Annotated in this window: 22 protein-coding genes; 15 read left to right on the top strand and 7 right to left on the bottom strand. The window is 32.5% G+C overall.

What is annotated here, in order from left to right; genetic code table 11:
• The first annotated feature begins 87 nt into the window (after nucleotides 1–87).
• Nucleotides 88–2,295, top strand: a complete 2,208-nt coding sequence (locus ACZ0AH_RS19890) for a TonB-dependent receptor plug domain-containing protein (RefSeq protein ID WP_463477500.1) — start codon at nucleotides 88–90, stop codon at nucleotides 2,293–2,295.
• A 3-nt stretch (nucleotides 2,296–2,298) separates the two neighbouring features.
• Nucleotides 2,299–3,153, top strand: a complete 855-nt coding sequence (locus ACZ0AH_RS19885) for a DUF4249 domain-containing protein (protein ID WP_463477499.1) — start codon at nucleotides 2,299–2,301, stop codon at nucleotides 3,151–3,153.
• 54 nt (nucleotides 3,154–3,207) lie between these two features.
• On the opposite strand, the gene ACZ0AH_RS19880 is transcribed toward ACZ0AH_RS19885, so the two are convergent.
• Nucleotides 3,208–4,539, bottom strand: coding sequence for a hypothetical protein (locus ACZ0AH_RS19880; protein WP_463477498.1), 1,332 nt, complete (start codon nucleotides 4,537–4,539; stop codon nucleotides 3,208–3,210).
• Between the two features lie 217 nt (nucleotides 4,540–4,756).
• Here ACZ0AH_RS19880 and ACZ0AH_RS19875 point away from each other — a divergent pair, with 217 nt between their 5' ends.
• The 5 genes from ACZ0AH_RS19875 (at nucleotide 4,757) to clpX (ending at nucleotide 9,756) form a co-directional block, all read left to right on the top strand.
• A complete protein-coding gene (locus ACZ0AH_RS19875) occupies nucleotides 4,757–5,521 on the top strand; it encodes an alpha/beta fold hydrolase (RefSeq protein WP_463477497.1) in 765 nt (254 codons plus the stop codon).
• A gap of 52 nt (nucleotides 5,522–5,573) precedes the next feature.
• A complete protein-coding gene (locus ACZ0AH_RS19870; protein WP_463477496.1) occupies nucleotides 5,574–5,918 on the top strand; it encodes a phage holin family protein in 345 nt (114 codons plus the stop codon).
• A 117-nt stretch (nucleotides 5,919–6,035) separates the two neighbouring features.
• Nucleotides 6,036–7,361, top strand: coding sequence for a trigger factor (locus tag ACZ0AH_RS19865; protein ID WP_463477495.1), 1,326 nt, complete (start codon nucleotides 6,036–6,038; stop codon nucleotides 7,359–7,361).
• Between the two features lie 323 nt (nucleotides 7,362–7,684).
• A complete protein-coding gene (gene clpP / locus ACZ0AH_RS19860) occupies nucleotides 7,685–8,359 on the top strand; it encodes an ATP-dependent Clp endopeptidase proteolytic subunit ClpP (RefSeq protein WP_463477494.1) in 675 nt (224 codons plus the stop codon).
• A gap of 164 nt (nucleotides 8,360–8,523) precedes the next feature.
• On the top strand, nucleotides 8,524–9,756 hold the full coding sequence (clpX, locus tag ACZ0AH_RS19855; RefSeq protein ID WP_463477493.1) for an ATP-dependent Clp protease ATP-binding subunit ClpX: 1,233 nt from the start codon (nucleotides 8,524–8,526) through the stop codon (nucleotides 9,754–9,756).
• Nucleotides 9,757–10,070: 314 nt separating this feature from the next.
• On the opposite strand, the gene ACZ0AH_RS19850 is transcribed toward clpX, so the two are convergent.
• Together ACZ0AH_RS19850 and ACZ0AH_RS19845 are read right to left on the bottom strand one after the other, a co-directional pair.
• Nucleotides 10,071–10,529 carry a hypothetical protein gene (locus ACZ0AH_RS19850; RefSeq protein ID WP_463477492.1) on the bottom strand — a complete coding sequence of 153 codons (459 nt, stop codon included), beginning with the start codon at nucleotides 10,527–10,529 and terminating at the stop codon, nucleotides 10,071–10,073.
• A gap of 61 nt (nucleotides 10,530–10,590) precedes the next feature.
• Nucleotides 10,591–11,556 carry a GlxA family transcriptional regulator gene (locus ACZ0AH_RS19845; protein ID WP_463477491.1) on the bottom strand — a complete coding sequence of 322 codons (966 nt, stop codon included), beginning with the start codon at nucleotides 11,554–11,556 and terminating at the stop codon, nucleotides 10,591–10,593.
• A gap of 168 nt (nucleotides 11,557–11,724) precedes the next feature.
• On the opposite strand from ACZ0AH_RS19845, the gene ACZ0AH_RS19840 reads away from it, so the two are divergent.
• From ACZ0AH_RS19840 to serB, 6 genes are all read left to right on the top strand, one after another.
• Nucleotides 11,725–12,129, top strand: coding sequence for an SRPBCC domain-containing protein (locus ACZ0AH_RS19840; protein ID WP_463477490.1), 405 nt, complete (start codon nucleotides 11,725–11,727; stop codon nucleotides 12,127–12,129).
• 33 nt (nucleotides 12,130–12,162) lie between these two features.
• A complete protein-coding gene (locus ACZ0AH_RS19835; protein WP_463477489.1) occupies nucleotides 12,163–12,567 on the top strand; it encodes an SRPBCC family protein in 405 nt (134 codons plus the stop codon).
• 119 nt (nucleotides 12,568–12,686) lie between these two features.
• Nucleotides 12,687–13,097, top strand: a complete 411-nt coding sequence (locus ACZ0AH_RS19830) for a VOC family protein (RefSeq protein ID WP_463477488.1) — start codon at nucleotides 12,687–12,689, stop codon at nucleotides 13,095–13,097.
• 6 nt (nucleotides 13,098–13,103) lie between these two features.
• Nucleotides 13,104–13,547: an SRPBCC domain-containing protein gene (locus tag ACZ0AH_RS19825; RefSeq protein WP_463477487.1), complete on the top strand. Its 444-nt coding sequence runs from the start codon at nucleotides 13,104–13,106 to the stop codon at nucleotides 13,545–13,547.
• A 37-nt stretch (nucleotides 13,548–13,584) separates the two neighbouring features.
• A complete protein-coding gene (locus ACZ0AH_RS19820) occupies nucleotides 13,585–14,043 on the top strand; it encodes a VOC family protein (RefSeq protein WP_463477486.1) in 459 nt (152 codons plus the stop codon).
• Nucleotides 14,044–14,190: 147 nt separating this feature from the next.
• Nucleotides 14,191–15,420, top strand: a complete 1,230-nt coding sequence (serB, locus tag ACZ0AH_RS19815) for a phosphoserine phosphatase SerB (protein WP_463477485.1) — start codon at nucleotides 14,191–14,193, stop codon at nucleotides 15,418–15,420.
• A gap of 264 nt (nucleotides 15,421–15,684) precedes the next feature.
• Here the strand turns inward: serB and ACZ0AH_RS19810 are convergent, their stop codons facing one another.
• Both ACZ0AH_RS19810 and ACZ0AH_RS19805 read right to left on the bottom strand, forming a co-directional pair.
• Nucleotides 15,685–15,930: a redox-active disulfide protein 2 gene (locus ACZ0AH_RS19810; protein ID WP_463477484.1), complete on the bottom strand. Its 246-nt coding sequence runs from the start codon at nucleotides 15,928–15,930 to the stop codon at nucleotides 15,685–15,687.
• 103 nt (nucleotides 15,931–16,033) lie between these two features.
• Nucleotides 16,034–17,557 carry a GH3 auxin-responsive promoter family protein gene (locus ACZ0AH_RS19805; protein WP_463477483.1) on the bottom strand — a complete coding sequence of 508 codons (1,524 nt, stop codon included), beginning with the start codon at nucleotides 17,555–17,557 and terminating at the stop codon, nucleotides 16,034–16,036.
• 221 nt (nucleotides 17,558–17,778) lie between these two features.
• On the opposite strand from ACZ0AH_RS19805, the gene ACZ0AH_RS19800 reads away from it, so the two are divergent.
• Nucleotides 17,779–18,573 (top strand): DUF2797 domain-containing protein, encoded by a 795-nt coding sequence (locus tag ACZ0AH_RS19800; protein WP_463477482.1) that lies wholly within the window; start codon nucleotides 17,779–17,781, stop codon nucleotides 18,571–18,573.
• A gap of 256 nt (nucleotides 18,574–18,829) precedes the next feature.
• Nucleotides 18,830–19,909, top strand: a complete 1,080-nt coding sequence (locus ACZ0AH_RS19795) for a glycosyltransferase family 9 protein (RefSeq protein WP_463477481.1) — start codon at nucleotides 18,830–18,832, stop codon at nucleotides 19,907–19,909.
• A gap of 64 nt (nucleotides 19,910–19,973) precedes the next feature.
• Here ACZ0AH_RS19795 and ACZ0AH_RS19790 read toward each other — a convergent pair whose 3' ends face one another.
• The gene (locus ACZ0AH_RS19790; protein WP_463477480.1) at nucleotides 19,974–22,601 is read right to left on the bottom strand and encodes an AsmA family protein; all 2,628 of its coding nucleotides are present in this window, start codon (nucleotides 22,599–22,601) and stop codon (nucleotides 19,974–19,976) included.
• A 171-nt stretch (nucleotides 22,602–22,772) separates the two neighbouring features.
• Nucleotides 22,773–23,720, bottom strand: coding sequence for an alpha/beta hydrolase family protein (locus tag ACZ0AH_RS19785; protein WP_463477479.1), 948 nt, complete (start codon nucleotides 23,718–23,720; stop codon nucleotides 22,773–22,775).
• Nucleotides 23,721–23,722 lie beyond the last annotated feature (2 nt).

The following is a 23,722-nucleotide window of genomic DNA, read 5'->3' as shown; positions in this document are numbered from 1 at the left end:
ATTAAAACCCAAGTGCCAAAAACAATTATTCTCCTTTTATTATTATTTTGTTTTTCTAATGTATTTGCGCAATCCAAAGCAACTATAATGGGGAATATAAAATCTTCTGATAACGAAAACCTCATTGGTTCCAGTATTTCCTTAGAAACCAATAAGCAGCACTATTTTGCGGTATCAGATTCTTTGGGTAATTTTTCGCAAAATATTCCTTTAGGACAAGTTACGATAACTGTAAACCAGATTGGTTTTCTTAACAATACTGTCAGTTTTAATTTGACCAAAGACACTATAATTTCAATTGTATTAGAAAAAGATATTTCCCTTTTAAAAGAAGTGGTCATTTCTAATGATAAAAAAAGCGGGATTACAACTTTATCAGGCGGAAAATTATCTTTCAATTTAAAAGAATTATCATCAGTCCCAACCGTTTTAGGAACTACAGATATTATAAAATTGTTGCAATTGACGCCCGGAGTTCAGAATTCCGGAGATGCAAACGGATATTTATATGTAAGAGGCGGAGATCCCGGACACAATGCCATATTATACAACGGAACTCCAATATACGGAATGTCGCATTTACTAGGCATTTTTCCTTTTTACAACACAGACCATATTAAGGAAGTAGAATTTGATAAATCAAGTTCCAATGCCAAATACGGTGGACGTTTAAGTTCGACAACGCTTTTAATTCCGAATAAAAAAGTGTCTTCGGAATTTGAAATTCAGGGAAATGTCGGAATTTTAGCCTCGCAGCTTACTTTGGCAATTCCGATGACCGAAAAAACCGGAATTTATATTTCGGGCAGAAAAACTTACATTGATGAAATTGTTGCGCCATTATTGAATTCCGATTCGAAAAACAAAGATGTTCAGGATATGAAATACGGATTTTCAGATGGAAATATAACATTCATATCTCAAATTTCTAAAAACAATCTGCTTTCTGTTGACGCTTTTATTAGCGGAGATGAATTGAAAATCAAAGATGAAAATTTGGCTCTGAAAACCAGTTTAGAATGGAGTAATTTTACTGTTTCTCCAACTTTAACAACTACAATTTCGCCTAAAGTGAACATGTCAAACTCTGTTTATTTTAGTCAATATTCGAATGATTTGAAAATGGAACAAGCGACAATTCAGTTTGGAGTTTCATCTTATGTAAAAGATTTTGGGTTTAATAATTCAGTTCGATATTCCATTAAAAACATTTCTTTTGAATCTGGTTTTCAATATGTATATCATGATTTGCAGCCTCAAAAAGTCAATGTAGAAAATCTGACTTCTAATAATAATACTTCTCAAAACAATAGTATAAATGCAAATGAAGCTTCTGTTTTTACAACTGCAAAACCAAAATTATTCGATAATGTAATCGCAGAATTAGGACTTCGAATCAATTATTATACTTCCGGTTCTAATAATTCGTATTTGCATTTTCAGCCACGCGTATTGTTGAATTATTACCCAAACAATAAATACTCTTTTTATGCTTCTTACAACAAACAATATCAATATTTGAGTTTGATAACGACTTCGAGCGTTGGAATCCCGACAGATTTTTGGATTGCGAGTTCAGATGGCATAAAACCACAATCATCAGACGAATTTTCTATTGGTTCAAACCAAAATATTTCAAGAAACTATAGTTCTTCTTTTGGAGGATTTTATCGTTTGATGAAAGATTTGCTGGAATATCCTTATGGAATAACGCAGTTTAATGAAACTACAACACTTAAAAATGATTTGCTGGTTGGAAAAGGAAAAGCGTATGGACTTGAAATGATGTTGAAAAAAAGCAACGGAAAATTTACCGGCTGGTTAAGTTATACATTGAGCTGGTCTGATCGAAATTTTGATGAACTTAATAACGGAAACACCTATTTTGCCAAATATGATCGTCGCCATAATCTTTCGGTAGTTGGAATGTATGATTTAAACCAAAAATGGAATTTTGGCGTTACGCAGATTTTTAGTTCCGGAAACCGATTTACGATGCCAACTTCCTGGTATTTTATCAATAATAATCCAGTCAAAGAATATTCAGGTTATAATAATGCGCAAATGCCAAATTATATCAGAACGGATCTTTCTGTGAATTACTTTTTCCTGAAAACAAATAAAAAAGAAAGCGCTTTGAATTTCTCTATTTATAATACCTTTAATATCGATAATCCAATTTATGTGGTGCTGAATGTTCAGGTAAACGAAGATAAAACAAGCGTTGTTGTAAAACAGGAAAAAAAGGTTTTGTACAGAATTCTTCCTTCGGTAAGTTGGAGATTTAAATTTTAAAAGATGAAAAAATATATACTGTTTCTTTTTGTTTTAATAATGGCAGGTTGTTCTAAAGATGATTTTAGTGAACAAAAAAGCCTCGAATCTAAAATTGTTGTAGAAGGCTGGATCGAAGAAGGCGATTATGCACAGGTTTTATTGTCGAGCAGTATTCCGGTTACAGATGTTATTGATTCTACAAACGTTTTAAATCATGTTATAAGATCAGCAAAAATTACTATTTCTGACGGAGAAACATCTGAAGTTTTAAAAGTTAAAAACGATAAAAACCGAGTGCCGCCATTTGTATATTACGGATTAACCTTAAAAGGAGAAGCAGGAAAAGAATATTCGCTTAAAATTGAATATTTAAATCGGGTTGTAGAAGCGGTAACAACAATCCCAAAAACGGTTCAGTTAAAAAGTGCCGAGTATATAAAAAAAATTCCTACAGACACAACAGGTTATGTTTTTGTAAAATTTGATGATCCCTTAAATGAAAAAAACTATTACCAGATTGCAACAAAAATCGATGGCGAAGAACCTATTTTTGTTCCGTCATTTTATGGTAATTTAGACGATAAAAATTTTCAGACAGCTTCAGTTTCGCAACAAATAAACAGAGGAATTATACTTTTTCCTAAAACAAAATTCACACCTTATTTTGCGGATGGCGATTTGATTTTTGTAAAATTAAGAACGCAAAACAAAGATGCCTTAGATTTCTGGAACAGCTGGCAAAACGAAATTGTAAACAGCAGAAACCCTATTTATCCTGCAAATACGAGCCTGAAATCGAATATAAAAGGCGGAATAGGTATTTGGGCCGGTTATGGGCAAAGTACTTTAATTGTAAAAACGCCTCCAAAAAAATAAAGCCGATTTGAAATTATTTTCAAATCGGCTTTTATTATGATTCTAAAAAGAATATTATTTTTCGAAAGCTTTAATAAAATCTTCAAATTTAGTTTCGAAAGTACTGAATCCTTCTGAGAAATATGTACTCATAGAAACTTCAGTATTGTCATTAAATTTAAGGTATTCTACTGTATCATAGTACTGAACTGTTACTTCTGTACCACCATCATAAGTCCAATATCCGCCTTCATCGTAACCTGCATCAACAACCCATTTAGGTTGTGTAGTTGTATAGCTATATCCTTTTTCTGCATGCTGAATAATATCGGCTATTTTAGTTCCGTCTTTTTTAGAAACTAAAATTAACTTCATGTTTTTATTAAAATTAGCAACTTTACCATCAGCATTTTTCTTGTAATAAGCGTTTATATCAGCATAATAAGTTGGAGAATTATAATTATTTGGATAAGTTACCGTTTGTTCAAGCGCGGCATCATCTGCAGCAGCAGTTGCAAGATCTGTTTGAGCAACAATAACAAAATTGTCCATCAATTTGATCAATCCATTTGCTTTTCCTCTGTATTGAACAAGTGCATCGTTGTCAATTAAACCATCGATGTTTGCAGTACTTCCTGAATTAAAGTCAAGTAAAGTTTTTCCGTTGTAAGTAAGAACAGCTTTAGAGTTGCTTTCAGCAGATTTTTTACCACTCATTTCCCAAGTATAACCATCATTTAAGGTCATTTTATAAGCGAAATCATCTGGTGATTGGTTTTTACTGGAATATTTAGCAGTTTGAGTAAATGTAGCCGATTGTACATTGTCAATTGTTAAGATCGCATCTGATGAAGAAGGAAGGAAAATATTGTCATATACATCTGCGTTTCCATTATAACTATCAAAAAGTTCAACTTTTACATCAGAAGAAACACTTTTTGAAGAAAAAGAAGCATTGTTTGCCGTTTGAGATTCTTTAGCAGGAAAAACAAATTTCAATTCTGTAGTCGATGCTGTTTTATCCCATTTTTTTCCTGCGTTGTTCCAGGTATAAACACCATAAACGCCAGAAATATTGATAATATCTTCAACTTCATTATCATTTTTTCCGTTAAAAATATCAACAGTACTAATGTCTAACAGTCTGTTTAAATTTTCGATTGCTTCAATAGCGCTTGAACTTTTTGTTTTGTCTAATTGTACCAACATGTCATTAGCTTCAGCTTCTAATTTTATTTTTTGGTCAGCTGGTTTTAATGCAGAGTAAGGTTGTTTAACGATTGCTGCAATTTGTTCTGCTAATGTTTGTTCTGGAGTTTCCGGAGTGTTTTCCGGACTGTCTTCACTTGAACATGAAATAGTAAGTTGAGAAACAACTAATGATAATAAAAGTAGTTTTTTAATCATGGTATGGTATTTAATTAATGGATTAAATCAAATTTTCAGCTTGATTTTTAAAGCCGCAAGATACTTTAACAGATTTTAGAAAGCTTACGTGAAACCGTAAAATCGTAAACTTTTTTAATAAAATATCCTTCAATTAATTTTAAGGATAACTTCTAATGAGAGATTGAAGAATAAGTTTTTTACCTTTGTATTAATAGTTTTTAAAAGCAAAATAGAGATGTTATACTCAAAAATAGAAGGCGAAGGAAAACCATTTATCATCATGCATGGATTTCTGGGGATGTCTGATAACTGGAAAACGCTGGCAGGACAATATGTAGAAGCTGGTTTTCAGGTTCATATTTTAGATTTGCGAAATCACGGCCGCAGTTTTCATTCAGATGAATGGAGTTACGAAGCCATGGTACAGGATGTTTTCGAATATTGTCAGGCGAATCAATTAGCTAAAATTGATATTCTAGGACATTCGATGGGCGGAAAAGTAGCTATGCTTTTTGCAACCACACATCCTGAAATTGTCGATAAATTAATTGTCGCAGATATTGGTCCAAAAGCCTATAAACAACATCATCAGGATATTTTGGCAGGTTTAAATGCAGTAGATTTTTCTGTAAAACCAAGCCGAAATGACGTCGAAGCAATCGTAGCGCAATATGTTCCTGATTTTGGAACTCGCCAGTTTTTATTGAAAAATTTATATTGGCAAGAACCGGGACAATTAGCTTTTAGGTTTAATCTTGAAGTTTTCAATAATAATCTCGATGCAATCGGGAAAGCTCTGGCCGATGATTTGGTTTTCGATAAACCAACCTTATTTATCCGCGGCGGAGAATCAGGCTATATTTTAGATGAAGATTTTGATGCAATACGCCAGCATTTTCCAAATGTAAAGTTCGAAACCATTCCAGATGCAGGACATTGGCTTCATGCCGAAAATCCTAAAATGTTTTTCGAATTAACGACGGAGTTTCTAAAAGAGTAATCGTTTTTGATAAAATTTTCATTACTTTTATTAAAACTTTAAATCAAAAACTATGAATTTTTTACTCAGACTTCTTGTTACTGCAGCATTGGTTTTATTAATCGCTAATTTTCTGCCGGGAGTTCATGTTGCCAGTTTCGCCACAGCTGTAATTGTAGCAGTGGTTTTAGGATTGCTGAATCTTTTTATAAAACCAATATTAGTTATCCTGACATTGCCTGTCACATTCATTACTTTAGGTTTATTTTTATTGGTCATAAATGCAATTATAATTTTGTTGTGTACTAATATTGTTGGAGGCTTTGCGGTCGATTCCTTCTGGACAGCGTTGATCTTTAGTATTATATTGTCTATCCTTCAGTCTATTACATATAAAATACTTGGAGACGATAAATAAACCTAAAATATAAAAGGCGTTTAAAACGTCTTCAAATACAATAGATTAAAAACTTGGTTGGGTTGCAAAAATTTTATAATTTTGCAACCCAATTTTATTATGTAAATTAAAGAAGAGATGGATATTAAAAGAGTAGCAATAGACGCTGTGAATGAAACGATCGTAATGACAGTTGTTCACATGGATTATAAAGGTCAAGTAGCAAAAAGAATAAACGAAAAAATGCCTTTGGCTACCGTTAAAGGTTTTAGAAAAGGACAAGTTCCTAAAGACCTTGTTGAAAAACAATACGGAAAAGCAATTAAGCAGGAAGAAGTTAAAAAAGTAGTTGATTTGGCTTTAGAGCGTTTTGTTCAGTCTGAAAGATTAAATCTTTTAGGAACTCCTCTTGCTAAAGAAAACGAAAACTTTGACTGGGATGCAGAAGAACTAACTTTCGAATACGAAATTGGTTTGGTTCCTAACTTCGAAATTGATTTAGAAGCAAAAAATAATATCGTAAAATATATCGTTACGGCCGATGATAAATTAATCGACGGACAAGTAGAACGTATCCAAAAACAATTTGGAAAAGCAAATCCAGTTGAAAAAATTACTGCTGATTCTGATATTACAGGAACTTTCGTAAACGAAGAAAACGGAATCGAAAACAAAACAACTTTTTCATTGTCAGTTTTTAAAGATAAAAAAACAGCTGATTTATTTATCGGAAAAGAAGTTGGAGATGTAGTTACAGTAAACACAAAAGGTTTATTCGAAGACGATCACCAATTAATGGATTACTTAAAAGTAGGTCACGATAATGTTCATGGTTTAGCAGTTGATGTAGCTTTTACAATCGAAGCAATCAATGTTTCTGAACCAGCAGAATTAAATCAGGAGTTATTCGATAAACTTTTTGGAGAAGGAAAAGTAGCTTCATTAGAAGATTTGAAAGCTAAAATTAAAGAAGATGCTGAAGCTCAATTCGCACAGCAAGCAGATCAAAAATTATTGTTAGACGTTCAGGATTTCCTAATCGAAAGCACAAAATTTGATTTACCGGCTGAATTCCTTAAAAAATGGCTGCAAACTGTTGGAGAGAAAAAACTTTCTGCACAAGAAGCTGAAGCTGAATACGCAAGATCTGAAAGAGGATTACGTTTTCAATTAATCGAAGGAAAAGCAATGGCTCAAAGCAATATCCAAATTACATTTGAAGATTTGAAAGCTTTTACAACAAACGCTATCAGACAACAAATGGCACAATTTGGACAAACAAATCCAACTGACGAAGAAGTTCAGGGAATTGTAGCAAGAGTTTTATCGAACCAGGAAGAAGTAAAAAGACTTTCTGAGCAAGTTGTGGCTGAAAAATTGTTAGAAGTGTTTAAAGAAAAAGCAAATCCAACAACTAAAGAAGTAACTTACGAAGAATTTATCGCTGCGTCTTACGGAGAATAATTTTCTAAATTAAATATATTTAGAGCGTCAGGATTTTTTTCCTGACGCTCTTTTGTTTTAACTTATTTTTTGATTACTTTTCAGGAGCTAATCCAGCTATCGTTACAAGTTTTTTCATGCCTGCCTTTTTTTGTAAGGTAAAAAAAGAGCTTCCGCTGGTCGCTTTTTTTTACCAACAAAAAATAGTTGTCATTTCAAAAAGCTTTTCACTGCTATCTGGGCTAGAAATAAGACATATTGACATTCTTTAGAAAAGGGTATGACCTTTGTGGGAATTAAAAATATAATACCAAAAATTAAGTAAAACTTTAGACAGATAAAATATGAACTACGGTAAAGAATTTAAAAAATTTGCTACAAAGCACCAAGGAGTAAACGCTATGTACTACGACAAAATCGTAGCAGCAATGAATCCAACTAATATGACTCCATACATTATCGAAGAACGTCAGTTGAACATTTCTCAATTAGACGTTTTTTCAAGATTAATGATGGACAGAATCATCTTTTTAGGAACAGGTATCGACGATCAAATCGCAAATATCGTTCAGGCACAGTTATTATTTTTAGAAAGTGCTGATGCATCAAAAGATATTCAAATTTATCTAAACTCTCCAGGAGGAAGCGTTTACGCAGGTCTTGGAATTTATGATACCATGCAATACATCAAACCAGATGTAGCTACAATTTGTACCGGTATGGCAGCCTCAATGGGAGCTGTTTTATTATGCGCAGGAGCAGCAGGAAAACGTTCTGCTTTACCACATTCAAGAGTTATGATTCACCAGCCATCAGGAGGAGCACAAGGAGTTGCAACTGACATGGAAATCAACTTACGCGAAATGTTGAAACTTAAAGATGAATTGTACAACATTATTTCACACCATTCAGGACAATCTTTTGAAAGAGTACACAAAGACAGTGAGCGTGATTACTGGATGAAAGCTGACGAAGCAAAAGAATACGGAATGATTGATGAAGTATTAAGAAGAGGATAAAAAATTAGTTTCAGGTTTCGGGTTTCAAGTTGCTTAGTTAACTTGAAACTTGAAACAAAATAAACTTGAAACAAAAATATAAGTTAATAAGCTACTAAGTTTTTGAGGTTTTAATGAAAAATCTCAGAAACTTATTAACTTTGCAGCTTAGTAACTAAAAGAGAATGGCTAAAGTAGTATTAGAATGTTCGTTTTGTGGAAGAAAAAAGCCAGAAACCAATTTATTGATTGCAGGTATTAATGCACATATCTGTGATAAGTGTATTGAACAAGCACACGGAATTGTATTAGAAGAATTAAAATCAAGCGGAAGCGCAAAACTTGTTGGTGACTTAATTTTAAAGAAACCAAAAGAAATCAGAGCTTTCTTAGATCAATATGTTATTGGTCAGGATCAGACAAAAAAAGTAATGTCAGTTGCGGTTTACAATCACTACAAACGTTTAATGCAACAGCAATTAGACGACGAAGTAGAGATCGAAAAAAGTAACATCATTATGGTTGGACAAACCGGAACCGGAAAAACATTGGTAGCAAAAACTATTGCAAAAATGTTAGACGTTCCTTTGGCAATCGTAGATGCAACCGTACTTACAGAAGCAGGTTATGTAGGTGAAGATGTCGAAAGTATTTTGACACGTTTACTGCAAGCCGCTGATTATGATGTAACAAAAGCCGAAAGAGGAATCGTATTTATTGATGAAATTGATAAAATTGCCCGTAAGAGCGATAATCCATCCATAACACGTGACGTTTCTGGTGAAGGTGTACAACAAGCATTATTGAAATTATTAGAAGGAACAGTTGTAAACGTACCACCAAAAGGAGGCCGTAAACATCCGGACCAGAAATTTGTTGAGGTAAATACCCAAAACATCCTGTTTATTGCAGGTGGTGCTTTTGATGGAGTAGAACGTATTATTTCTAAACGTTTAAACCGTCAGGCAGTTGGATATTCAACTTCAAAAAATGTAGACAATATCGACAAAGACAATTTATTGCAATATATCATTCCAAAAGATATCAAAGATTTTGGTTTGATTCCTGAGATAATTGGTCGTTTGCCAGTTTTAACGCATATGGATCCTTTAGACAGAGAAACTTTACGTGCCATCCTGACACAGCCTAAAAATGCGTTAATCAAACAGTATCAAAAATTATTCTTAATGGATGATGTTGAATTTAGTATTACTGATGAAGCATTAGATTTTATTGTTGATAAAGCTTTAGAATACAAATTAGGAGCCCGTGGATTACGTTCTTTGTGCGAAGCAATCTTAACAGATGCAATGTATGAATTACCAAGTTCAGACGATAAAGTTTTGACAATCGATGAAGATTATGCGAAACATACCTTAAGTAAAAATTTATTGAAACGAATGGAAATCGCTTCATAAATCTTGATATTACTTTGACAAAATTTACTTAAAACCTGTTCAATTATTTGAGCAGGTTTTTTTTATTGGTTAATGCAAAGTATAAAACCCTTAGTTTTAAATGTAAATTTTTATTAATTGCGTTTTTGTATCTTTATAAAATCACTACTAAAACTATTGCGTTATGAATGAAGCTGTTGAAGAATCTAATGGACATATATTTCTTTGGCAAGTTATAAATGTCATCGGATTTTTAATCATACTATATGTATTGTATTTGCTGATTAAGTTTTTACGAAACAAGTTTAGAAAATAATCAGTGTTTAAAACATATATTATTTTACAATCTTTAAATAAGGATTAGTATTAGAAACTAATTCATTGTTTAACCAAAGGCTTTTTTTAGTAATAGAATTTGGTGTTCTGCTGTATTCAACTTTTATTATATCGGTAATGTTTTGACTCCATTGAATATAAGTTTCCGGATATTCTTCTTCTTTTGAAGCATTCAGGAAAACACGAATAACATTATAATTGTCTTGTTTGTAAATTAAAAAGTTACGAGGATAATCAGTACCGTTTGGTTGTTCAATTAATTTACCTTTTACCAAATAAAGAATTTTAATTTTACTTTGGTCATAAGCATTTGGAGTATTAGAATCCAGTAAATCTTTACCATTAGAATTTACAATTACAATATTTTGACTTGCATCAACATTAAATCCATCTATTGTCTTAACCTGATCAGCATTGCAACCGAATAAAAAGAATGCGCTTAAGCAAATGAAAATCATATTCTTCATTTTTGGTTTTTTTTAAATTTAGATAAATATAAGAAAAATCTAATAAATTATTTTATTGCACTCTAAACTTCTCCCGATATTCAATTGGTTTCATTCCCACCATTTTATAGAATACTTTTCTAAACGCTTTTGGATCATTATAACCGGTTTTTTCAATAATTTCTGAAATTGAAAGTTGGGTTTGTTCGAGGTATTTTTTAGAACTTTCAACTCTTATATTTTGCAAATATTCAATTGGCGGAATTCCTGTAACTTGTTTAAATCTTCGTGTCATGTTTCTGGCACTTGTTGGAATATCTTTTGTAATTTCTTCCAGTTTTTCAATAGAGTGATATTGACTTTCAATTTTTTGCTGCAACATAGCAACCAAAGTGTCATTATGCAAATGATTCGGTCTAAAAGTGCTGAAATAACTTTGTTTATATCGGTTTAAATCAATAGAAAAAATCTTCGCAATCTGAACTGCAATCTCATTTCCGCAATATTTCTGAACCAAAAGAATCAATAAATGAAACGTTGAGGTAGAACCGCCGCTTGTATATAAACTTCCATCAGCAGTTAGAGTTTCTTCGGCTTTTAATTTCACTAACGGAAAAGCTTTTGTAAAAGCACTGCAGGCGTCAACATGCGTTGTTGCGAGTTTTTCGTTCAGTAAACCTGAAGCAGCAAATAAAAATGCACCTGTACAAAAACTCGCCAATTCAGCTCCGGCGCTATGTTGTTTTTGCAGCCAGGGAATAAATTTTTTATTCTTGACAATCATTTCACTCATATTGTCTGTAGTAAAAGCAGGAATTAAAATCAAATCTAAAATCTCATTCAAACTTTCGATTGAATTGACTTTATAACCAAATAAATACTCTTGCTCAATTTGTTCTTTCGATTGAAAAACCCTGATTTCAAATGGATTTTCAGCTTTATTAGAAAGCTTATTCGCAGTTTCAAAAACTTCTAAAATTGCTGCTATACTCAATAATTTGTAATCGTGCGGTACAATTAATCCTAGTTTCTTAGTCATGGCATTTTTTGTTTTAGAGAAATGATTTCATACAAAAATAGCTATTTTGTCTTAAATGACCCTAAAGATGACTTTTAATGTATGTTTGGGTAAATTGTAATATTTTACATTTGCTTTAAATAATTTGTAATTTTATATAATACTAATTTCTATTTTAATAAATAAATAATGATAACGGTAAAAAATATAACAAATGCATCAATAAACAAAGTTTGGGAATACTGGACTTTACCGGAACATATCATAAAATGGAATTATCCTTCGCAGGATTGGCACACACCTTTTGCAGAAAATGATCTGAGAGTTAGCGGAAAATTCAATTACAGAATGGAAGCAAAAAATAAAAGTGAAGGTTTTGATTTTAAAGGAGAATATACCAAAGTTCAAAATTTGCTTTTAATAGAATATAAACTTGTTGATAACAGAACAGGAAGCATTCATTTTGAAAGTAAAGGTGATAAAGTGAAAATTACAGAAATATTTGAACCTGAAAAAGGAAATTCTGAAAGTATGCAGAAAGAATGGTGTCAGGCAGTTATAGATAATTTTAAGACATATGTCGAAAATAATTAAAGTATAAAAACATAATTTTTAAATAAATAGATAATGATAACAGTAAAAAATACAATCAACGCCTCAATAGATAAAATTTGGGAATTCTGGACATTACCGGAACACATTACAAAATGGAGTTTTGCATCGCCAGATTGGCATACGCCTTATGCTGAAAATGATTTGCAGGAAGGCGGAAAATTCAAATCGACAATGGCTGCAAAAGATGGCAGTATGAGTTTTGAATTTGGCGGCGAATATACTTTAGTAGAAAAAAATAAAGCAATTGAATATGTATTAGGAGATGGAAGAAAAGTCGAAATCAGTTTTACCGAAACACCAAATGGAGTAGAAGTAATCGAAAGTTTTGATCCAGAAACAGTAAATCCTGTAGAAATGCAGCAAGGTGGCTGGCAGGCCATTTTGGATAATTTTAAAAGTTACGCAGAAAATAATTAAGGAAGGTGCAAAGATTTATAGGCTCAAAGGGACAAAGGAACAAGTGTGAAATAGATAACTAAAAACTTTGCGCCTTAGCGACTTTGTGGCAAAATGGTTTAACTTAAAAATATAAAAAAATGACAAAACAAATATGGTTGAATTTGCCCGTTAAGGACGTGGTAAAATCAAAAGCTTTTTTCTCTAAAATAGGATTTTCTTTTAATGAACAGCACGACACGCCAAGTTCGACTTGCATGTTAGTTGGCGAAGGAAATTTTGTAGTTATGCTTTTTGAAGAATCACTATTTGCCGGTTTTTCTCAAAACAAACTTACAGACACAAAAGAAAGCTCAGAAATTTTAATTTCGGTTGACGCCGAAAGTGTTGAAGAAGTTGATCAATTAGCAAAAAAAATAGAAGAAGCTGGCGGAAATCTATTTAGTCCTCCTGCAGAAAGTCAGGGCTGGATGTACGGCCTGGCTTTTGCAGACCTGGATGGTCATCGCTGGAATGTTCTCTTTATGGATTTTAGTAAATTACCAAAATAATAGGAGATGGAAACGTTAGAATTTAAAATCAGAATTAAAGCTCCGGTTGAAAAAATCTGGTCGATTTTATGGGAAGATGAAACCTATAGAAAATGGTCAGGAACTTTTTGCGAAGGTTCTTATGCGGTAAGTAATTGGAACGAAGGTGATAAAATACATTTCATGTCTCCAAATGGACAAGGAATGAATAGTATTATCGAAAAGAAAATTCCAAATGAATATATGGCTTTTAAGCATTTGGGAGAAATAAAAGATTTTGAGGAATTGCCAATCGACGAAGAAACTAAAGAGTGGAGCGGTGCAATGGAAACATACCGACTAATGCCTGATGATGAGTTTACAGATTTGGTTGTTGAGGTCGATGTAGTAGAGAAATATTTAGACTATTTTAAAGAAGCTTTCCCAAAAGGATTAGAAATCGTAAAGGAATTATCTGAAAATAAAGAATAGAAAATAGAAACAAAAAACAACAATAAAAATCAAGATCATGGCAACATCAGTAAACCCTTATTTATTATTTAACGGAAATTGCGAAGAAGCATTTCTGTTTTACAAATCAGTTTTTGGAGGAGAATTTCCGTATATCGGAAAATTTAAAGACATGCCGAAAGACGAAAACGGAAGCTGTCCCGAAATATCTGAGAAAGATGCAAACAGAGTAATGCACGTTTCGCTGCCAATTGGAAAAACCATTTTAATGGGAAGTGATAGCAACGAACAATCAGGCGATGTAGTTTTTGGAGGAAATTTTTCAGTATCCATCAATGTGGAAAGTGCAGAAGAAGGCGATAGAATCTTCAACGGACTTTCGGCAGGAGGAACTATTTATATGCCCATGAATAAAACATTTTGGGGAGCTTATTTCGGAATGTTCAAAGATAAATTTGGCGTAAGCTGGATGGTAAATTTCGATGAGTCAGAGGCACACAAAGAATACAATAGTTAAGTTATTCTAATAGCGGAACATATTTGTTAAATTAATTCAAAAAGCACATTCTTATGTGCTTTTTCTTTTCAAAAAAACAAGGATTATCCTTTTTTATAAACATTAGATTGCCGATTTTTGTCGCTTCTTAAAATCAATAAAGATAAAATGGCGATAGAAGATAAAGAGATTATTTTATTAAAAGTTTCAGGACACGATAAACCAGGGGTTACAGCAGGTTTAACAGCTGTATTAGCCGCTTACGATGCTAATATTTTAGATATTGGTCAAGCCGATATTCACGATACGCTTTCTTTAGGAATTTTGTTCGAAATCAAAGCTGGTTCGACTTCTGGACCTGTTTTAAAAGATTTGCTTTTCAAAGCATATGAACTCGAAATCAAGGTTAAGTTTACGCCAATTTCTATCGAAGATTACGAAAAGTGGGTAAAATCACAATCAAAACAACGTTATATCATCAATATTTTAGGCGAAAAACTGGCTGCTTCTCAATTGGCTGCGGTAACTAAAATAATGTCAGATCAAAATCTGAATATCGACTCCATAATTAGACTAACAGGAAGAACTTCTATCGTCGAAAAAGAAGAATATCCTCGTTCCTGCATACAATTATCCGTAACCGGCGAAATTGAAAACAAGATTATTATGACGGCAAGTTTCATGGAAATTTCCAGAACCTTAGACGTTGATATTTCATTTCAGGAAGATAATATATACAGAAGAAACAGGCGTTTGGTGTGTTTCGACATGGATTCTACTTTAATTCAGGCTGAAGTAATTGATGAATTAGCAGAGCTAAACGGAGTAGGAGAACAAGTACGGGCAATCACAGAATCAGCGATGAATGGCGAAATAGATTTCAACGAAAGTTTCAAACAAAGGATGGCTTTGTTAGAAGGTTTAAGCGAAGATGTTTTGCAAAAAGTTGCAGAAAATTTACCAATAACAAAAGGCGCACATCGTTTGATGAAAGCCTTGAAATACTACGGATATAAAACCGCAATTCTTTCCGGAGGATTTACTTATTTTGGCAATTATCTGCAAAAAGAATTAGGCATTGATTATGTTCACGCCAATCAATTAGAAATTAAAGACGGTAAATTAACGGGTAAATATTTAGGCGAAATCGTAGACGGTTTAAAGAAAGCCGAATACCTAAGAGCCATTGCCGAAAAAGAAGAAATTCACATCAACCAAACTATTGCAGTAGGAGATGGGGCAAACGATTTGCCAATGCTAAATTTAGCCGGCCTTGGAATTGCTTTTCATGCAAAACCCAAAGTAAAAGAAAACGCCGCAACATCAATTTCTAGCTTAGGCCTTGACGGAGTTTTATACTTATTAGGCTATCACGATCGATATATTGATATGATGTAATGAAAAGTTGACGTTATTTAGTCTTTGCGAGAAATGAAGCAATCTCCCTAACAAAAGCAAACGATGTATTACTAAGTGAGATTGCTTCATTTCTCGCAAAGACAAACAAACCTTAGTTTTTCAATAAAGCTAAGGTTTTTTTTATGGGCATGTCCCGCCGAAAAAGCGGGTCGGGCTATCCGTTCCAATCTTTTTGTCCGCGGCGGCGGGACAAAAAGGATTTCCACTTCTATCCCTCATGCGATTTAGTGGAATTATCAGTTTTTAATTTTTTCTGGATTGCAATTCTTTTTTAATTTCTTTTAAAGTCTTAAAATTTAGAATAAGGATTGGCAGCAAAGCGAGAGGAATAACCTGAGATGCACCAAATCCTTTTTCAATAACAAGGAATATATTGATAACAAATAAGAAAAGTAAAATTACAGCAAATGCATAGGTCGTTATTTTTGATGTTTTTTGACTATTAAGCAATTCTTCAGTAGTCATTTCGCTAAATTTCTTATTATTCATCTTATTTGGTTTTTGTTAATTAGGTACTTAATTTGACTTGCTAAATTTTAAATTATAGACTTTTTAAAGAGAAAATAATTCTGCTAATTAGTGAAATCCGTGTTTAATTCTTAACTACACACATTTCCTTCAATTGCTCCAAATAATCTCTTTGATTTGAAAGTCTCGGAATTTTATGCTGTCCGCCAAGTTTATCCCTTTCTTTCAGCCAATCATAAAATAAATTTTCTCGTGCCACATTAATCACCAAAGGATTTAAAGTCATATTGTTTTGACGTTTAGCTTCGTAATCAGAATTTAAAGTCTGCAAAGTTTCATCCAGAACTTTCTGAAAAAGACCAACATCAGCAGGTTTTTTCTTGAATTCAATCATCCATTCATGGGCGCCTTTTTCTTTGTCCTGCATAAAAATAGGAGCAACAGTATAATCGATAACTTCAGTTTGAGTAAGCTGACAGGCTTTTGCAATCGCCTGATCGGTATTTTCGACCATTAATTCTTCACCAAAAACATTAATATGATGTTTGGTTCTGCCTGTAACCCGAATTCTATAAGGATTTAAAGACGTAAAACGAACCGTATCTCCAATTAAATAACGCCATAATCCGGAATTGGTTGTAATTACAATCGCGTAGTTTTTATTCAATTCAACATCAGCCAGACGAATCACTTTTTGATTTGGAGTTCCAAAAGTATCCATTGAAATAAATTCGTAGAAAATTCCATAATCCAGCATCAACAATAAATCATTTGAATTATTTAAATCCTGAATAGCAAAAAAGCCTTCTGAGGCATTGTATATTTCGTAATATTTGAAATCTTTACTCGGTAATATTTTCTTGTATTGGTCTTTATATGGAGAAAAATTTACACCTCCGTGAAAATAAACTTCCAGATTTGGCCAGAGTTCCAATAAATTTTGGTTGCCCGTATTTTCTAAAACTTTATTCATTAAAACCAGCATCCACGACGGAACGCCCGCAAAACTGGTTACATTTTCATTTTTGGTTTCATTAATAATTGCGGCAATTTTAGATTCCCATTCGCTCATTAATGACGTTTTGCTGCTTGGCGTACTGCTAAATTCAGCCCATATAGGCATGTTTTCAATCAAAATAGCCGATAAATCTCCAAAGAAAGTATTGTTGTTTTCATAAATCTGAGAACTTCCGCCCAAGCGAAGACTTTTTCCTAAAAACAATTCAGAATCTTCATTGTTATTCAAATACAAACAAAGCAAATCCTTGCTTCCTTTATAATGGCAATCTTCTAAAGCTTCGGTACTTACGGGAATAAATTTACTTTTGGCATTTGTAGTTCCGCTCGATTTTGCAAACCATTTTATAGGAGTTTCCCAAAAAACATTTTGTTCCCCCTGACGCGTACGCTCAATTAAGGGCTGCAGTTCTTCATAAGTTGCAATTGGCACTCTTTCAGTAAAAGTCTGATAGGAGCTTATCGATTCAAAATCATATTGTTTTCCAATCACTGTATTTTCTGAAGCCGTCAATAAATTGTGCAAAAGTTCTTCCTGAACTTCATTCGGGTATTTTAGAAAGAGTTCAATTTGATGTATCCTTTGTTTCAGGACCCAGGAGGCAAACGAATTTATGATTGGTAAGGGCATGAGGGAAAATAGATTTTAGATTGATGATTTACCTTCTAGATTTCATGATTAACATAATCAGGGAAATTTAAAATTTGAATATCGATAGACAAATGCTAACTTTGTCGCTGTATCAAAAATAGTGTTTTTTTATAAAAAAAACCACTCTATTTACAGCAAAGATGAATTTTACACCTAAAATTCAGACTATCTAAAATCTAAAATCAGCAATCTAAAATATAATGACATATCAAGGAGTACTTACAAAAATGCAGACAGAAATAGGAAACCCGATTCAATATTACCTGGTTTTTGAAGATAGTTTTCTTAATATGAATCAGTTATTAAACAAAGAAATTGAGATTAATTTTGTAGGTTATCAATGTCTGAATTGTGATAAAAAGAAAAAAATATTTCGACAAGGTTTTTGTTATGACTGTTTTTATTCAAGTCCTGCTGTGGGAGATTGGATTATGAGACCTGAATTAAGTACTGCCCATTTAGGAATCGCCGATCGAGATTTAGACTATGAGCAAAAAGTGCAATTGCAGCCTCACATTGTTTATTTCGCTTTGGCAAGTGAAGTAAAAGTTGGCGTTACCCGCAAAACACAAGTGCCAACTCGTTGGATAGACCAGGGCGCAACTCAGGCAATTGCCATTGTTGAGGTTCCAAATCGATATTTGGCCGGAATTACCGAGGTTGCCTTAAAAGATCATTACACAGATAAAACAAACTGGAGAAAAATGCTGCAGAGTACCGGAGGTATTTTTGACTTGATTGCCGAAAAAGCAAAAGTAGAAAGTCTAATTCCACCTGAAGCACAAGAATACTTTTATAGTCAAAAAAATGACTTGTATGAATTGAATTATCCGGTTTTAAATTATCCGGCTAAAGTGGCAAGTTTAAATTTAGATAAGACACCTTCGTTTCAGGGAAAACTAATAGGAATTAAAGGTCAATACTTAATTTTTGAAAACGGAACTGTTTTTAACATCCGTGGTTCAGAAGGATACATTGTAAATGTTAACGTCTAGTGTGAGATGCTATTCGTCGATTATTATCACCTAACTGTCTAGTATTTGCTTATTTACATAATAATTTATTTATTTTTAAATCTCTTTCAAAAGCAAAAAATGTAAATTTTGATACATTTGGTTACAATTTTGTAATAATTGCTTATTGAAAGAATCTATTTTTAAAAACAAAAAGTGCCTAGTTTTGAATTAGTTCAATATTTGGATTTTTTTAAATTTAAATTAAGATTTAATAATCTGTAAATTAATTATAAAAATGAGTGTTTTAAGCAAAATAAACCATTACAGGCGAGGCGTAATGCGGAATCTGACTAAGAACATTGGGAAACCAAAAATGCAGCATGATTTTATTCTGGTCGATAAAACGGAAATTAAAAGAGTTTTAATTTGTAGACCGAATGGAAGATTGGGAAACCTTTTATTGATTACTCCGCTTGTTCAGGAAGTTTCACAAGTGTTTCCAAATTGTAAAATCGATTTGTTTGTAAAAGGTACATTAGCACCTATTATATTTGAAAATTACATCGTCGTTAATAAAACGATACACTTGCCTAAAAAACCTTTTAAAAACTTACTTGACTATATAAAGGTTTGGATTTCTATAAAAAAAGAGCCATATGATATGGCCATCAATGTTGATCAAAATTCTTCTTCAGGCAGATTAGCAGTGCGATTTTCAAATGCAAAATATAAATTTTACGGCGATTCAATTGATGAACTGCAAGAGAAAAAAAGCGATTACGAACATATTGCAAAATACCCGGTTTATAATTTCCGAAATTATCTGACAAAACTTAGATTTCCTAAAACCAATAAAATAATTGCACCTTTAGATCTTAAATTATCAGCTGCAGAATTAGCCGGAGGAAAAAAGATTTTAGATTCTTTGGTAGACAGCTCAAAAAAAACAATCTGTTTGTTTACTTACGCTACCGGAACAAAATGTTTTTCAGAAGTTTGGTGGCAAGATTTTTATGCTACACTTAAAGAAGAATATAAAGATTATAATATCATGGAAATTTTACCTGTAGAAAATGTTTCTCAGATAGGTTTTCAGGCACCAACATTTTATAGTGTAAATATTCGCGAAATGGGTGCAGTAATGGCAAACGTAGATTTGTTTATTGGTGCCGATAGCGGTATTATGCATTTAGCAAGTGCTGTTAAAACTCCAACTGTTGGTTTGTTTTCTGTTTCAAACATAAAAAAATACGAACCGTATGACAATTGCAGCGTTGGAATAGATGTTAATTTGTATACTAAAAAAGATTATTTAAAAACCATAAATTCAATTTTGAATAACGGAAAATTAAATATCTATTCAAATGCTATTTAAAAAAGCAAAGCATAAAAAAAGAGGCATTCGTTACTGAATGCCTCTTTTTTTTATGCTGTTTTTATTATTTTTTCTTCTTGAACAAACCATTCAATAAGTCACTTGCTTTTTTAGTAACTTCCTGGGTTTTCTGTTCTTTCTCAGTTGCTGCAGCTTTTGTCGTGTCTTTTGCTTTTGTGTTTTTATTAATCAAGTCAGTAAGTGCCGAAGTACCTTTTTGAGTCAGTTTTTCTTTTTGCTGATTCACCAATTGGGTGGTTAAACTCGTAACAGCGCTTTTCATATCTGTAGTAATCTTTGGACTAGAAAAATTACCTGTAACAATAGCATTTATCGGAATGTTTTGCAATTTTGCAGCATCTGCAGGCGACATTTTTGCTATAAATGCATTTGCTTCACTTCCTAAATATTTAGCAGGAACATCAAATTTTAAATTGTAATTCATAGTTTGATCAAAACCATGTGTTCCGCCAACTGTTACTTTAATATCTTGATATTTAATATCAAATGGTTTTACATTTACTTTTCCGTTTTCAAAAGTTAGCGCTGCTTTAATATCATTCAAATTTAATTTATTCATATCGATAAATTTAATATTTGAAGTTAAAGCATTTAATACAGTTGAATTTTTAGCATTTATAGTCGTTGAAAGTAATTGCCCGATTAAATCTCCTGAAATCGATTTTAAATCCGGAGTTAGTTCATTAGCATTTAAATTTCCGTTCAATTTTATAGTCGAATTCAGTTTACCGTTGATGATTCCTGCAATAGGAGCAATTTTTTTCATCATGTCTAATTGCGTAAAAGTCTGAGCAATATCAACTTGGTTAAAACCTAAATTCATATCAAAAACAGGTACTTTTGCTTTTGTAGAAACTGTTCCTGTAAGACCAATTGTTCCTCCAAAAATTGATGTTTTAAAGTTTTCTAAAGTAGCTTTTTCATCTTTTACAATCAATTTGCCGGAAACATCTTTTAGTTTTAAATTATCATATAAAACAGTAGTTGCTTTTGCGTTCAGTGTACAATTTAAGAACGCAGGAATCTTCATTGCTTCAGCAGGTTTTGCCGGTGCCGATTTTGTTTCTCCTTCTTTTCCGGCTGCAGTACCGGTTTTCGCAGGTTCTCCGGAAGTCATAAAATCGTCAACAGCCAATTGGTTTGAACTCATGTTGAAGTTTCCTCTTAGTTCTTGTTTTTTAAACATAAAACCATAGAAATTTTCTAAAACTCCGTTAATACTCAAATCACTTTTTCCGGTTGTAGCATTAAATTGTTTTAAGTTAATCGTGCTCGGATTAAACTCAACCAAAGCCGTACTAATGTTCATAGACTTGTTGTTTTCATCCGTATATTTAAATCCAGACAAACTCATCGTTCCGGCATTTTTAATATTTTGATATTGGCTTTTTTCTACAGATGCCATATCAAAATTTGTCGTAACATCAGCCTTCAAAATACCGGCTAATGGTTTATCCATTTTTATTGGATATGCTTTTGAAAGGTTCGCTAAATTTATAGTTCCTTTTAGAGCTGCATCGACAAGCGGATTTACGGTTATGTTTTTAACATTCGCTTTAGCGCTAAAAATATCCTGATCAATTCTAAAAGAAAGTTTATCTAAATTAACGTAGGTGTCATTTAAAATTCCTGTTTCATTGATGATTTTAGTATCAATTACAATATTCTGAACTGATTTTGGTAAGTTCGGATATTGAAAAGAAGCGTTGTTTGAAGCAATTGCAATATTAAATTTAGGAACAGTTGTATCTGTTAATTGCCCTTTTGCAAAACCAACAACGGTAAAATCTCCGGTTGTTTTTACACCATCTAAACCTGAAGCATATGCCGAAGGAATTAAGCCTAAGAAATTAGTAAACGATGAAGTTGGCGTTTTAAATTTTAAATCATAAATCTGACCTGCTTCAACCATCTGGATAAATCCGTCAAATTCTAAAGGCAATTGGTTAATTAAAGCTTTATTTTCTTTAAAAGTATATTTGCTCTGTTCTAAATCAATTCCTAAAACAGCGTCTAAAGTTAATTTTACATTTTTCATGTAATTCACTTTATCCATATCCAAAGAAACTTTTGCAGTAGATTTCGTCGTTAAATCAAGTTTTGAATTGGTAAAATCACCAGTTCCTTCGTGATTTAAACTATCAATTACCATTTTAATTTTTGAACCCTGATCGATATATCTGAAGGTAAAATTCTCAATTTTATAATTTTGAATTTTTAAAGAAAGCGGTTTGCTGGCTTCATCTTTCTTCGTTTCATTTTTATCTTTTAAGGCAATATCAAAGTTTCCAACACCATCTTTATTAAAAATAATATTGATTAAACCATTTGTAGAACTAATTCCCTGGATGTTCAAAGGTTCATCTTTTCCTTTAAAAAGTTCCTTAATGCTCATTTTCAGGTTCAGTTCGCCTAACGAAACCAACGTATCGCCTTCAAAAGGCGCTTTGTTGATAATCAGTAATTTTTCGATTCCAACCGTTGCATTCGGGAAGTTTTTAAACAAACTTAAATCAGCATCAGCAAAACTTACTTTTGCATCAACACTTTCGTTGATGGCTTGGGCGATTTTGGCTTTTATCTGATCTTTAAAGAAATAAGGAATAGCAAATAGTGCGGCTACAATCACTACGAGGACAATGGCTGTAATTTTTAAAATTTTCTTAAACATTATATATAGGATTTGGGGTTTAAAATTGATATTAACTTTTGCAAAAATAGTTTTTTTGATTGAGATCTGAGATAAAGTTTTCTTAAAAATGTAAGAATTATACTTAATTTGTTAAAATAAAAAATCCGTTTGATGCTATATTCAAACGGATTTTAGTTTTTATTATTTCAATTATTTATGAATAAAAGTTACTATTTTATCCACCAAAACAGCTGAAACAGGTATGTTCTCATTGTTGTAACTTTCCATATTTGCCTGTTTGTCGCCATCGATAATTTTCATGATATGATTCATTTTATCAACGATCACTAACTCAGAATTTTTATTGGCCTGGTTTAAATTCTCAGCATCTTTTACGGTTACCTGCAAATCGTTGTTTCCTTGCAGAATCAAAATAGGAACCGTTAATTTTTTAATTTCTGTTTGCGGATTATACTTAAACCATGAAATTAAATACGGCTGAATGCTGGGCCTGAAAAGCGCGTTAAGCATTGGATCTACTTTTTTTACTTTATTTCCGCCTTTTAAACTGTCAATAATCGGGAATGTTAAATCCTCTATTTGTTTATTTGACTTACTTGCGATTTGTGCTTTTATAATTTTATCTGCTGAATCTCCGGCTCCGGCAATCGAAATAAACTTGTTTGCTTTTGCTCCGGCAATCATTCCTATTAAAGATCCTTCGCTATGACCAATAATTACAACTTGCGAAAAACGTTTGTCTTGTTTCAGAAAATTAATCCAGCTTTTAGCATCTTCCGTATAATTTTCAAAAACCAAACTTGATTCGGCTAATGCAGAAGCTTTGCTTTCGCCAATTCCTCTTTTATCAAATCTTAATGATGCAATTCCGTTTTTTGCCAGCGCTTCTGCCAGCATTTTTAACGAATTGTTTTTCATTATTGGGTTATTTCCGTTTCTGTCTGTTGGTCCTGAACCTGCAATTATTAACGCAACCGGAACTTTTTTTGTCAGATCAGGAACGATCAAAGTACCAAAAAGCTGATCGTTATTAATTTTTAAAATTGCGTTGGACTCCTTATAGGTAATTTCTTTTTTATCCTGAGCATTCACAATGCTCAATAAAAAAAGAGTAAGCAGAAGAACTATATTTTTCATGG

This window comes from Flavobacterium sp. AC105 (assembly GCF_979258495.1).
This window is presented reverse-complemented; position numbering and strand designations above follow the sequence as displayed.

Coding starts and splice junctions, on each gene's coding strand:
- ACZ0AH_RS19890 (WP_463477500.1), top strand. CDS start 88: ATGGGGAATATAAAATCTTCTGATAACGAAAACCTCATTGGTTCCAGT.
- ACZ0AH_RS19885 (WP_463477499.1), top strand. CDS start 2,299: ATGAAAAAATATATACTGTTTCTTTTTGTTTTAATAATGGCAGGTTGT.
- ACZ0AH_RS19880 (WP_463477498.1), bottom strand. CDS start 4,539: ATGATTAAAAAACTACTTTTATTATCATTAGTTGTTTCTCAACTTACT.
- ACZ0AH_RS19875 (WP_463477497.1), top strand. CDS start 4,757: ATGTTATACTCAAAAATAGAAGGCGAAGGAAAACCATTTATCATCATG.
- ACZ0AH_RS19870 (WP_463477496.1), top strand. CDS start 5,574: ATGAATTTTTTACTCAGACTTCTTGTTACTGCAGCATTGGTTTTATTA.
- ACZ0AH_RS19865 (WP_463477495.1), top strand. CDS start 6,036: ATGGATATTAAAAGAGTAGCAATAGACGCTGTGAATGAAACGATCGTA.
- clpP (WP_463477494.1), top strand. CDS start 7,685: ATGAACTACGGTAAAGAATTTAAAAAATTTGCTACAAAGCACCAAGGA.
- clpX (WP_463477493.1), top strand. CDS start 8,524: ATGGCTAAAGTAGTATTAGAATGTTCGTTTTGTGGAAGAAAAAAGCCA.
- ACZ0AH_RS19850 (WP_463477492.1), bottom strand. CDS start 10,529: ATGATTTTCATTTGCTTAAGCGCATTCTTTTTATTCGGTTGCAATGCT.
- ACZ0AH_RS19845 (WP_463477491.1), bottom strand. CDS start 11,556: ATGACTAAGAAACTAGGATTAATTGTACCGCACGATTACAAATTATTG.
- ACZ0AH_RS19840 (WP_463477490.1), top strand. CDS start 11,725: ATGATAACGGTAAAAAATATAACAAATGCATCAATAAACAAAGTTTGG.
- ACZ0AH_RS19835 (WP_463477489.1), top strand. CDS start 12,163: ATGATAACAGTAAAAAATACAATCAACGCCTCAATAGATAAAATTTGG.
- ACZ0AH_RS19830 (WP_463477488.1), top strand. CDS start 12,687: ATGACAAAACAAATATGGTTGAATTTGCCCGTTAAGGACGTGGTAAAA.
- ACZ0AH_RS19825 (WP_463477487.1), top strand. CDS start 13,104: ATGGAAACGTTAGAATTTAAAATCAGAATTAAAGCTCCGGTTGAAAAA.
- ACZ0AH_RS19820 (WP_463477486.1), top strand. CDS start 13,585: ATGGCAACATCAGTAAACCCTTATTTATTATTTAACGGAAATTGCGAA.
- serB (WP_463477485.1), top strand. CDS start 14,191: ATGGCGATAGAAGATAAAGAGATTATTTTATTAAAAGTTTCAGGACAC.
- ACZ0AH_RS19810 (WP_463477484.1), bottom strand. CDS start 15,930: ATGAATAATAAGAAATTTAGCGAAATGACTACTGAAGAATTGCTTAAT.
- ACZ0AH_RS19805 (WP_463477483.1), bottom strand. CDS start 17,557: ATGCCCTTACCAATCATAAATTCGTTTGCCTCCTGGGTCCTGAAACAA.
- ACZ0AH_RS19800 (WP_463477482.1), top strand. CDS start 17,779: ATGACATATCAAGGAGTACTTACAAAAATGCAGACAGAAATAGGAAAC.
- ACZ0AH_RS19795 (WP_463477481.1), top strand. CDS start 18,830: ATGAGTGTTTTAAGCAAAATAAACCATTACAGGCGAGGCGTAATGCGG.
- ACZ0AH_RS19790 (WP_463477480.1), bottom strand. CDS start 22,601: ATGTTTAAGAAAATTTTAAAAATTACAGCCATTGTCCTCGTAGTGATT.
- ACZ0AH_RS19785 (WP_463477479.1), bottom strand. CDS start 23,720: ATGAAAAATATAGTTCTTCTGCTTACTCTTTTTTTATTGAGCATTGTG.